Consider the following 12,557-nt stretch of genomic DNA (forward strand, 5'->3'; position numbering starts at 1 on the left):
TTCATGTCCTTTTTTATCTCTGGAAACCCATAATCCTACACCTAAAATAAGTACTGCATAGGCTACGAAAATGAGGTAATCCCAAAATCCAAAATGTGCTGTCATAAGCTTATTTTATAATAATTAATAAATAAGTGTTTGAATAGCATGTGCAGGAATATTTAAAGTTATTTCCATTTCATCAACTATAACTTTATATGCAATTTCAGCAGCTGTTTTATTCATTACAACGGTTGCAATTGTTCCATCTTCATTTATAAAAGAAGTACTTTCAAGTGTACTTCTGCTTGAAGTTGTACTTACTCTTTTAGCATTAGGTCTTATAAATTTTGAGAAATGACCTATATAATAATACGTTGGTGTATAAATCAACTCTCCACTTTGTGTATCAGCATGAATAGGAGCAAAACAGAAATTCCCAACGTGATTTGGACCTCCGGTTTCGTCTAACAACACATTCCAGTCTGTCCAGCCAACAACACCATTATTAAAATCGTTAATCATAGAATTTCCATATCGCTCGGCATTAGACCAACGTTGATATTGTGTAGGATCAAAAGATTCTTGACAACCTTCAGTAAACAATAAGTTTTTGGTAGGAAACGAGTCGTTAATGTTTTGTAAGTTATTGTAATTTGGTTCAGCACCTGTCCAAGTTTCGTACCAATGAAATCCAATTCCCCAAGCATATTTAGCTGCCTCAGGATCTTCAAAAATGGTGTTAGCTCTGTGTGAAATTAAATCGCGATTATGATCCCAAACCACAATATTTTTATCTCCTAATCCTTCTTTTTTAAATGTTGGGCCTAAATAATTTTTCAAGAAATCTCTTTCTTCTTCTGCAGTATAAATACACGATTCCCAACGTTGTACTGCCATCGGTTCATTTTGAATAGTAACTCCCCAAACTGGCATTCCTTCAGCTTCATAAGCTTTGATAAATTTCGTGTAATAAGTAGCCCAAGATTGGTAAAATTCAGGTAATAATTTTCCGCCTTGTAACATATCTTTTTTTCCTTTCATAAAAGGAGGTGGACTCCAAGGACTTGCATAAAAAACAACATCATTTTTAATAAGATCCATTGCTTTTTTAATCATTGGAATTCTAAATTCTTTGTCTTTTTTTATAGAAAATGTTGTTAATTCTTTATCACCTTCTTCAATATAAGTAAAACTTTCAGGACTAAAGTCGCAGCTATGAATACTTGTTCTTATGATATTATACCCAATACCATTTTTACTATAATAGGCTTGTAAAAATTCTTCTTGTTTGTTTTTAGGTAATTTAGCAAAAACCACAGCAGAAGCATCTGTAATAGCACCACCAATACCCAGCATTGTTTGAAAGGTTTTGTTTGTATTAACAAAAATTGCAACTTCCGTTTCTAAAGGCTGAATAGCATTGCTGAATTTATAATTTCCGGTTAACGATAGTTTTAAATCACTGTCTTTAACTGTAGCATATACAGTAGCTTCTTTTTTAATTGAAGTTACTGTTGCTTGTTGTTTTTGAGTTTCTTTGATTGCTGGTTTAGAGCAAGAAACTATGGTGCATACTGTAAGTATGAACGTTATATATTTATACGTCATTTTATTAAAATTTAAAGGTTTTACCAAATGTACGTTCCAACTGCGCCTGCATCTAAAGTTGTTGTAATTGGTTCGTTTTCAGCATTTATATTGAAGGTTTTTTGAACTCCAGTATTGTTTAATACAATCACAACAATAGCACCGTTTGGCGTTTTAAAAGCAACATTTGGCAATTCAGAAATGTTGTTTGAATTTATTCTTTTAGAACCTGGTCTTACAAATTTTGAAGCGTGTGCAATAATATAATAGGCAACATTTTTAGTAACATTATTTCCATCAATTGTTAAGGCACCCAAACATTCTGTACAACCACCATCAGTATGTGGTTCTAAATTTGAGTCAGCTGCTAAATTCCACTCCAATACTGTTTTACACCAATTTCGAGTAGCACCAATAATTAGCTCTCTAGTGTGCCATTTTAAATTGTCCTCAAAATTTTCGTTAGCGCCTACCCATTGTTCTGTAAAGTATAAATTCTTATCAGGATGCGCAGTGTTAACTTTACTTAAATCGTTGATATTTCCGGCATATAAATGAAATGCAGAACCATCAATATATTTTTTTGCATCTAGGTCGTTTAAAATTGAAATAGGATAATCGGTTCTATCGGCATTATGATCGTAAATTATTATTTTGGTAGCAATTCCATTCGTTTCAAATGCAGGGCCTAAATGATTTTTCACAAAAATAGCTTGATCCGCAGCTTCCATTAATAAACTAGGATTGTTACCTGGGTGTAACGGTTCGTTTTGAACTGTAATGGCATCAATTGTAATTCCTTCGGAAGCCATTGCTTGCACATATTTTACAAAATACTTAGCATAAGCATCATAATATTCAGGTTTTAAACTACCACCTTTTGAATTTTGATTGGTTTTCATCCAAGTTGGCGGAGACCAAGGAGATCCCATGATTTTAATTGCTGGATTGATTGCTAAAATTTCTTTCAACACAGGAATTAAATTTTTTTGATCCTCACTAATAGAAAATTTATCCATATTCACATCGGTTTCACCTGCAGGCAAATCATTGTATGAAAAAGGAGCAGCATCTAAATCTGAAGCGCCAATACTAATTCTTAAATAACTTACACCAATATTGTTACCATCAGTTTTAAAAAGTTCTTTCAATAAATTTGCTCTTGCTGATGAAGACATTTTGTTAATATGCAACGCACTTCCGCCAGTTAATGAATATCCAAAACCATCAATTTCTTGATAAGCTACATTTGACATTACATTTATGGTTGGTAAACTATTTTCAACATAAGATGAAATACCTGTTTGTTGCTTTGTAAACAACACAGATTGATCCGCTTTTGTTAAGTAAAAGTCAACATTCACAGGTTTTACAACGGGAGGAGGTATTACAGTTCCGTCATCGTTTTTTTCACAGCTTTGGCATCCCATTTGAATTCCAATACAAGTGATAAGAATGATGAAATATTTAGTGAAATTTATAACATTATTTTTCATTTCTATAGATTTAAACCAGCTGCCTAAGCAGCTGGTTTTGTTAAATTATTGCGCAAACTCGTAAGTTGCGCTTGCATAGTCATTTGTTACTTCAACAGTAATATTGTAAGAACCATCGGTAGTAATATTTTTAAAGTTAGAACCTCCACGATTGGTCATTGTTCCTATTAAAGCACTTGGGTCATCAGCTCCAAAATCATTATCCCAAGGAGAGAAAAATTTCATATCAAAACCTGCTTTTAAACTGGCTGTAGTTGTAAACTTATATGGGTGAACATAGGTTAGTAAAAACTCATCTCTGTCATCCCATTTTTGATTTACTTCATCCCAATGAAATAAAAATAAATTGTAATAACTCCAAGTAAACTTTGCATTTGCAAAATCTATACTAAAACCATACGCTTGGTCTCTTTCAACCGAAATTTCATCGCTTCCAGCAACTAAATCTGAACTCACACTTGCTTTAATATCGTCGGGTGTATCTGTAGCGCCAATGTTTGAGAACATAGTAAAACTACTACCTGTTCCATCTGAAGCTGTATTTAAAGTAACAACATCTCCGTTTTGTAATGCTAAATAATTCGTGTTATTAAAAATATCTCCATCTTTTGTCATTTCTTCAATCATGGTATTGTTTACAAATAAATACAATGTTTCTGGAGTCTCAATTGGTTCAGTTGCATTTGGATCTTTTTCAATAGAATACGTATATGCATTTGATGAAAGATCTAAAGTAACAATCATAGTTCCTTTTACTTCCGAAGGAATATCTTCATAAGACAACCCTTGATCACCAGCCTGAGATTCCATAATAACTTCATTGGCAGTACCAACCACACGTTTTAATAAATAGTTCCAATAACCTTCATTTGGTACATCGGCTCTAAATAAGAAACCTCCGGTATCAACAAGATCCATTGTTGCTTGCCAAACACCACCACCAATATATGCTAATGGCTCATCGCTTCCCCATCCACCAATAATTGGACTTCCTTTTACATTCCATCTATCAATTTTTAATAACGAGTATGTGTTGTTATCTAAGTTAACCGTAATTCTATATTCACCATCTTCAGCAACACTCATAGGTTCACCATTTTTTACAAGTACATCTTCAGCACCTCCATATTTATGAGCAGGTAAAGATTGTTCGCTGTAAAACATAAAGGTATTTCCGGCTGTTAAACTTGTATACATTTCATAAATGTTTGAAGGTTTTCCTTCTGAATTGTTTAATCTTCTTAAAGAAATTGCTTGAGCCATATCTGTACCGCTTTCAGTTGCAGTTCCAGAAATAAATAACTGTGTTGGAATAATTTCGTTTTCAAAACGAGTAACAGTTAAGTTGCCTGTACCCATTTCTTCTTTACTTAAAGATTTTGCAACAGCAGCCCACATTAAATTTACATCGGTATTTGCGTTAAACCCTGCAAGAGACAAAGCGGTATCTAAATCTTCATAAGAAACAGAAGCTGAAAGTCCTTTTCCGCCATTTTCAGCAGTAATTTCCATCAATGGGTTTTCATAATCTGGGTTTTCAGCATCTACAATAATTACTGAATAATAAACACCATAACCAAGTGATGAAGTCGCAGCTGTCCAATTAAATGTTATTAATTCAGACGCATTGTTTTCATCCAGTACAATTTTAGCATTGTTTTCAGGAGCTACAATTGAAGGTACAGAAAGTTCCCATAAGCCTTCAGGTTGTAAATTATCTTCTTCTTTACAAGCGCCAACCGTAAGTATCACCGCTAATAAGAAAACTATTTTTATATATATATGTTTCATTTTTATTGTTTTTTAGTCTTATAAAGGGTTTTGTACTAATGCAGGATTTCTGTCTAATTCTTGTTGAGGAATTGGCAATAAAATCTTAGCTTCTGTCATATTATAATTAACAGCACTACCCGTTCTTAAATCAATTTCAACTAAATTATTCATTGTTGAAACAGCAACACCGTATCTTACTAAATCGTCCCAACGTTGTGCCTCTTGCGCCAATTCAAGTCTTCTTTCGTTTAAAATGGTATTTCTTAAAACTTCTTTAGAGGCTTTTTGCTCGTTTGTTAATTCAGGTAAAGAAACACGTGTTCTAATTCTATTAACTTCAGCAGCAGCTAAACCTAATTGACCAGATTCGTTTAAAGCTTCCGCTTTTAGCAGTACAATATCACCATATCTTAAAATATATTGACGGTCTGAACTAGCCCAACCGTTGGCGTTTTTCCATTTATATCCAAAAGGAATTGAGTAATCAATTTCATTTCCCCAGTACTCATCAATCCATTGTACTTTTTCAAATAAAATAGTTGCATTTTTTCTAACAACGTCTCCTGCAGCGTCAAAAGCATCAACTAAATTATGAGATGGTGTTACAAACTTTCTCCAAGTATCTCCTGAAATTGATGGAGGTAATAACAATTGTGGCCCCCAGTTTCCTTCGTCTCCTCCTAAAAATTGAACTTCAAGGATAGACTCGTTATTGTTGTAATGATTTCCGTCAAACAACTCTTCATAACTAATTAAAGTATAATTAGCAGTACTAGTTTCTACTTTATTTATAAACGCCAACGCTTTTTCATAATCAGGATTAGGTTTTTGTAAACACGCTTTTGCAGCCAATGCATTTGCAGCACCAGCAGTTGCTCTTGCTTTATTAACACTTGCATCATTTCCATAGGTATCAGGTAACAATGAAGCTGCCATTTGTAAATCGATAATAATTTGTTCGTACACTTCTTCAGCAGTAGCTCTTGGAATACGCACATCTTCAGGATTTGCAGATTTTACAGCTTCTAATACTAGAGGAACTCCGCCCCAAGCTTTTACTAAATTGTAATAGTGATAAGCTCTTAAAAAATAGGCTTCACCACTAATTTGCTTTCTTCTAACTTCAGTTAAATTAACATCGTTTACCTGTTCTACTTTATCAATAACCGTATTTGCTTTTGCAATGGCATTGTATAAGTTAGACCAGCTACCAAATACTTTTGAGTTGGTTGGCGAAATGGTTAAAAAATCCATTGAAAACACTTCAGGATTGTCGCCACCTGCGTAATAATTATCAGAACGTACATCTTGAAAAAGTACATTGTCCCAAATGTAATAATCAGATGATTGAAAAGATTCGTAAGCACCTGTTAGCGCTGCTTCTATTTGACTGGCACTGTTGTAGGCATTATCAGATGTTTCTTCTGAAATTGGACCTAAATCCAAATAATCTTCACAAGAAATACACGTAAATGTTACAGCCAATGCAACTATTATTTTATTTAATTTCATAATACTATTTCTTTAGTTTTTAAAATGTAGCGTTGATACCAAAAATGATGTTTCTTGTTTGAGGGTAAGTTCCGTAGTCAATTCCTCTAACGGTATTACTTCCTCCAAACGCGTTCACTTCAGGGTCAAAACCTGAATAGTTTGTAATGGTAAATAAGTTTTCGCCTGTAGCGTAAATTCTTAAACTTCCCATGCTAAGTTCGTCCATTATTTTTTCACCAAAGTTGTAGCTTAGTGTAATGGTTTTAAATCTTAAGTAAGAGGCATCTTCAATAAATCTAGTTGAAATTCTTGAGTTATCAGTACTTCCCCAAGTTGCTCTTGGAATACTAGTTTCATCTCCTGGATTTCTCCATCTGTTTATAACAGAAAGTGATTGATTTTTTGGATCTAGCATACCTTCAGCTTCAATTTTAGTAGCATTTAGCATATCATTTCCTTGAGAACCTTGTAAAAATACAGTTAAGCCAAAACCTTTGTAAGAAACTTCATTGTTGAAAGAATAAAAGAAATCAGGATTTGCATCACCAATTATTTTTCGGTCTTCAGCCAATGGAGAAAAAGTTGCTTCACCTGCATTGTTAATGTAATATGCATTACCTGTAGCACTATCTACACCGCCAAATTCATAACCATATAAAGTTCCTAAAGGAAGCCCTTCTCTAATTAAACTAGCATCTCCTCTACCTGCAATTCCGCCTTGAAAAATTTCTTGACCCACCAAATTAATCACTTCATTTTTATTGAATGAAATATTTAAAGTTGAAGACCAAACCACTTCTTTATCAATATTTATGGTATTTAAACCAAACTCTAAACCTTTATTTTGAAGTTCACCAACGTTTTGGATGGCACTGTCAAAACCAGTACTTTTTGGTAATGGAGCGTTTAATAATAAATCGGTTGTGTTTTTAATATAAGCATCAGCAGTAAAAAGGATTCTACCATCTAATAAGCCTAAATCTACACCAATATTTGTTTGCTCAGACTCTTCCCACTTTAAGGCTAAATTTTCAATAGAAGCAGGATAGGTTCCTGGCATTGTAATACCGCCAATTGGGTAATTTGCACCACTACCAACTCTACCTAAATACGCATAATTATCAATTTGATCATTACCAACAATACCCCAACCAACTCTTAATTTAAGGTTGTTAATTGTTTTTGATTCGTTTAAGAAGTTTTCTTCTGAAAGTCTCCACCCTAAAGAAAATGAAGGGAAATATCCCCAACGATTGTCAGGACCAAAAATACTTGAACCATCAGCTCTAAAGTTCGCTGTAACTAAATATTTATCGTTAAAATCGTAGTTGATTCTACTAATAAATGAAGAATTTGCTTTTTCTGATTTGTACGCTGTTGCTGTAATAATTTCAGAACCACCATTTACAGTTTCAATACCATCACTTGCAAAATTTCTTCTTTCAATAGCACTGTTTTCCCAATAGTTTTTTTGACTCACAGCTCCAACTAAGGCTTCAATTTTATGTTTTTGAATTTCTTTATTATACTTTAATGTATTTTCAAAAATATAATATGACGAATGATCACTGTTTCTAACACCTCTTCCTTTTAAAGCTCTACCATAACTCGTTCTGTACGGGTCTAAAAAATAATCGTAAATACCATTACTTTCATCAATTCCATAATTTGATCTAAAGGTAAAATCTTTTAAAAATGCTATTTCTAAATACACATTTCCAAGAAACCTACTATTATTATACTCTCTTTCACTTCCGTCTGTACTTGCAATTGGATTTTCCCAGTTTTGAAAAGGATTGCTTGTAAACGTTCCGTCATTATTATAAATTCCAATAATACTTGGTGTATTTAAAGCACCTAATAAAACACCTCCTGAATTTACACTTGAATTGTCGTTAATATCAACATCCGAATATTTAGAATAGGCAATTCTTGTTCCTATTTTTAACCAGTCGTTTACTTTTTGATCTAAATTAATTTTAAAGTTGGCTCTATCCATTTCTGAACTTCTTACCGCACCAACTTGCTTAATGTAACCACCTGATAAATAGTAATTGGTATTGTTACTTTTACCACTCATAGAAACTTGGTAGTTTTGAGATAAACCCGATTGGAAAATTTCTTTTTGCCAATCTGTATTTTCATTGTATAAATCCCAATCTGTATTTTGACCCATTTCAGTCATTAAATCTCTATATTGCTCTCCGTTTAAAACCGGTAATGTATTCCAAACCTGAGAAACACCAGCATAAGTGTCAAGTGTAATTGTAGGTTTTGCTGAAGTACCTCTTTTTGTGGTAATAATTACAACACCATTAGCTCCTTGCGCCCCATAAATTGCTGCTGAAGAAGCATCTTTTAAAATGGTAATACTCTCAACATCAGATGGGTTGATAGATCTTGTATCGGTAGTTGGAACACCATCTAAAACATACAAAGGCTCACTTCCTGCGTTAATTGAATTTGTTCCACGAATACGAATACTAAGGCCTTGTGATGGCTTACCTGAACTAGAAAGTACCTGAACACCAGTTGCTCTACCTTGAATTAAAGAAGCTACTTGCGTATTTGGTCTTGAATCAAAATCTTCAGATTTCACTACAGAAACAGACCCTGTAATGTCTTTCTTTTGTTGAGATCCGTAACCTACAACCACCACTTCTTCCATTGCCATAACATTTTCTTCTAAAACCGCGTTAATGGTGTTTTTTCCGTTTACGCTAATTTCAAGCGTTGTCATACCAACATAGCTAAATACAAGTACTGCTCTTGATGGGTTTTCAATAGAGAGTTCGTAATCTCCGTCAAAATTTGAGGTTGTTCCTGATGCAGCTCCTTTCAATAAAATAGAAACTCCAGGTATAGGTTCACCTGCACTGTCTGTTACTTTTCCTTTTACCGTACTTTGCTGTGCATACGTTGAAAAGGAAATTAACATGATTAAAACAACGTATTTAAACGATGCTTTTAAATTTGGGCATTCATTAAATTTCATGTTTGATTGTTTTTAATGATAATAATTGAGTTTGTTTTGCTTTTGCACTTTGTGTGCGATTTAATTTCTATATCGATTTCGTGACTTATAAATACAAATCATTTTAATTGATGATGTAAAGAAATTGTAAAAACAAGCGCTTCACAATTTGAAGTAGTACAAAAGTGGATGATTAGGTCACACAAAAACACCTAAAAAACTAATTAATAGATTTTTATGTGTTTTTATAGATTGAAAAAAAGTGGAAATAATAACTTAAAAATTAGCTACATTTAACAGATTTATGTATAAATTTACCTTTACACTAGGTTCAATTTATTTTTTTGAAGCACCAATTTTCATTACTTCATTTTCAAAATTATCTCTTGGTACAGCAGCGTTATTTTTAATTTTAACGCGGTAATTGTAAATAGTATTTACAGAGTATCGAAGTAATTTAGCAATTTTAGAACTGTCTGTAATTCCTAAACGTATCAACGCAAAAATACGAAGTTCAGTATTCAAACATTCTTTGTTTTTAAGCGTTACTTTTCCTTCTTCAACCAATAAATCGTTTAATTTTTCAACAAAATTTGGATAAATATGTAAAAACGTATCATCAAAGTTTTTGTAAAAAAGTTTTAATTCTTCTTGAATTAATTGGTTTGTTTTTGTTTTTTCAAATAAGTCGGCTACTTTTTTGGTTACAATATGCTTTTTAACCATTTTTCTATAAGCATCTAACTTATCAATATAATTTGAGTGAATATTTAAAAAGGTACCAATATAATGCTCTTTTACTAAACTAGATTCAGAAAGATCATCATACAGTTTTTCTAATTTATGATTTGTTTTGTTAAGTTTTATGTTGAGGTCTTTAAGTTGTTGATTTGCTTTTAAAAGTTCATTTTTTGCACGTCTTAAATTTTTCATTTGAATAAAAATATAAAAAACAGTACCTAATAATATAAGCCCTAAAATACTTATAATTATTAATGATTTTTGAAGTTTTTCTTTTTGTACTTCACTGCGCTCTTCATAAGCCTTTGTAATGTCAGGTAGAATGTTTGATATTAAAATAAAACGCAAACTTGAGTTGTAAAAATCGGCATCTTCAAAAGAAAAATTAATATACTTATGTGCTCTTTTAATATCATCTTCTTTAAATAATAACAATGCTAATGTAGTAAGTGATGCATTGTCTTTTACCGCAGATTTTATATCAGAAATAGCAGATAAAATTAAATGTTTTTTTTGCTCACTAGTATTAGATTCAAGTTCATGACAAAGCGACCGTTCAAAAGTTACCAAGGAATAAGTTCTGGTACCAATATTTGTCATTGCTAGTCTTCGAGCATTTATTTTTAAACTTTCTAAAAGCTGCCTGTTATCTCTAAACTTAGTTTCAACAATAGCTAAATATTCTTCGGTACTTGGGTCTAACCTATTAAACAATGAATCGGTGTATGCTTTATAATAGTTAGCATATCTTTCTTTGTTTTCTTTAGCCAGTGAATAAAAACTTAAGCCTAAATATATTTTTTTATAAGTACTGTAATAATTGTTCAATAATTTATCTGATAGTTTTTCTCTGTTTATTTGATTTAAAACATCAATTGCTTCAGTGTATCTACCTGAAGATGCCAATAATTTAGATAAGTTTAATTTAGTTTCATCTATATAAAATAAGTTTTTTAAATTATTTGCTATAGATATGTTTTGCTCTATATACGATAAGGTTTCGTCAAAAGAATAGGCTTCATATTCACTAACAATAGTAGCATTAATTTGATAAATTTGTTCTAAACTTAAACTTTCATCAATTAAAAGATCTTTTAAATTTTTTATATGAAGCTCTTTTTGGATATCATATTCACTTCTATGCTCCATAGTTTCTTCTAAAACAACAAGCAACGAATCAATTTCTTTTTGAGCGTAAATTGATTTAAAGATAAAAACAAAAATAAAAAGAATGACAATCCTCATAGAAGGTAGTTTTTTCAAAAATAACAAATATTGTTATTCCAAAAAGTTATATTGAATTTCATTTTAAATAATTTTATTTAGATCTGTTATTTAACGCCACTTTCTCTTGAGCTATACTTCTATTTCTTTTAATCTATCATGCATTCTTTTATACTATCTAAATCTATCCCTGAATATTCTGAAAATTCATTAACAGTTACAAACTGATGTGGTTCTTTGCCAAAATGAACTTTAATTCTATTTAAAAGTTTTCTTCCATAGCGTTCACTTCTGCCAGTGATACACTGAATGTCTTTTGGGTATATGCAAGCTCTTACAATCTTCATTTTCATACACTATCCATACTTTATCCTACCACTATCTATGCTTTGTCTATACATCCTGTTTTAGTTGAAAAAGGCTGTTTTCGGAATGAATGGATTTCTGTTTTTGATTTCTTTTATAAAGATAGGTTGCTTTGTTGAGAATTAAAAATTTTATAACATTATGGCTAAACAAACTGGTATTATTAAATTAAAAGGAACTATTGGAGGTATTTCCTTTTACAAAACTTCTGATGGGCATTTGGCCCGAGAAAAAGGTGGTGTGGAAGCATCAAGAATTGCAAATGATCCTGCGTTTCAAAGAACGCGTGAAAATGGTGCTGAATTTGGTGCTGCAGGAAAAGGTGGTAAAGTATTGCGTAATGCAATTCGTGTGTTGTTACAGAATGCAAAAGACAAAAGAGTGGTAAGTAGATTGACTACCGATTTGCTAAAAGTGGTAAAAACCGATAGCACAAATGCTCGTGGATTGAGAACTGTTGAAGATGGAAATTTAGATCTGTTAGTTGGATTTGAATTCAACACCAACGCAAAATTAGGTGCTACATTATTTACACCTTTTGTGAATGCATTTGATCGTGTATCTGGAGATGCTTCTGTGAGCATTGCTGCTTTTGCTCCAAGTATTCGTGTTGCAGCGCCAACAGGAACTACGCACTTTAAAATGGTAATGGGTGCTGCTGAGATTGATTTTTCTGCGGAAACTTCAACTTTTGAAAGTGATGAAACTGCTATTTTACCGTATGACAGTTCACAAGGTACTGCTATTGATTTAACAGCAACGATCACTGCGAATTCTACTTTACCTGTGATTCAGGTGTTGGGAATTGAGTTTTACCAAGAAGTGAATGGTGAAATGTATCCGTTGAAAAATGGTTCTTACAATGCCTTGTCTGTAACGGATATTGACACTGTATAATGAATCTTTTGTTGCACAGAACC

Annotated in this window: 7 protein-coding genes; 1 reads left to right on the plus strand and 6 read right to left on the minus strand. The window is 32.4% G+C overall.

Annotated features, from left to right (window positions below):
• Positions 1-123: 123 nt before the first annotated feature.
• From CHB67_RS16880 to CHB67_RS16905, 6 genes are all read right to left on the minus strand, one after another.
• Positions 124-1,590, minus strand: coding sequence for a glycoside hydrolase family 30 protein (locus CHB67_RS16880; protein WP_089382993.1), 1,467 nt, complete (start codon positions 1,588-1,590; stop codon positions 124-126).
• Between the two features lie 20 nt (positions 1,591-1,610).
• Positions 1,611-3,065, minus strand: coding sequence for a glycoside hydrolase family 30 protein (locus tag CHB67_RS16885; RefSeq protein WP_089382987.1), 1,455 nt, complete (start codon positions 3,063-3,065; stop codon positions 1,611-1,613).
• A 45-nt stretch (positions 3,066-3,110) separates the two neighbouring features.
• Positions 3,111-4,856 carry a SusE domain-containing protein gene (locus CHB67_RS16890; RefSeq protein ID WP_089382988.1) on the minus strand — a complete coding sequence of 582 codons (1,746 nt, stop codon included), beginning with the start codon at positions 4,854-4,856 and terminating at the stop codon, positions 3,111-3,113.
• Positions 4,857-4,874: 18 nt separating this feature from the next.
• Entirely contained in the window at positions 4,875-6,350 is a 1,476-nt protein-coding gene (locus tag CHB67_RS16895) for a RagB/SusD family nutrient uptake outer membrane protein (protein WP_089382989.1), read from the minus strand.
• A gap of 19 nt (positions 6,351-6,369) precedes the next feature.
• On the minus strand, positions 6,370-9,327 hold the full coding sequence (locus CHB67_RS16900; RefSeq protein WP_089382990.1) for a SusC/RagA family TonB-linked outer membrane protein: 2,958 nt from the start codon (positions 9,325-9,327) through the stop codon (positions 6,370-6,372).
• A 315-nt stretch (positions 9,328-9,642) separates the two neighbouring features.
• Positions 9,643-11,292 (minus strand): DUF6377 domain-containing protein, encoded by a 1,650-nt coding sequence (locus CHB67_RS16905; RefSeq protein WP_089382991.1) that lies wholly within the window; start codon positions 11,290-11,292, stop codon positions 9,643-9,645.
• 486 nt (positions 11,293-11,778) lie between these two features.
• On the opposite strand from CHB67_RS16905, the gene CHB67_RS16915 reads away from it, so the two are divergent.
• Complete coding sequence (locus tag CHB67_RS16915; protein WP_089382992.1) at positions 11,779-12,534, plus strand: hypothetical protein; 756 nt, start codon at positions 11,779-11,781, stop codon at positions 12,532-12,534.
• The last annotated feature ends 23 nt before the right edge of the window (positions 12,535-12,557 follow it).

Source organism: Lutibacter agarilyticus, assembly GCF_900188235.1.
In the GTDB taxonomy this organism is placed as follows: domain Bacteria; phylum Bacteroidota; class Bacteroidia; order Flavobacteriales; family Flavobacteriaceae; genus Lutibacter; species Lutibacter agarilyticus.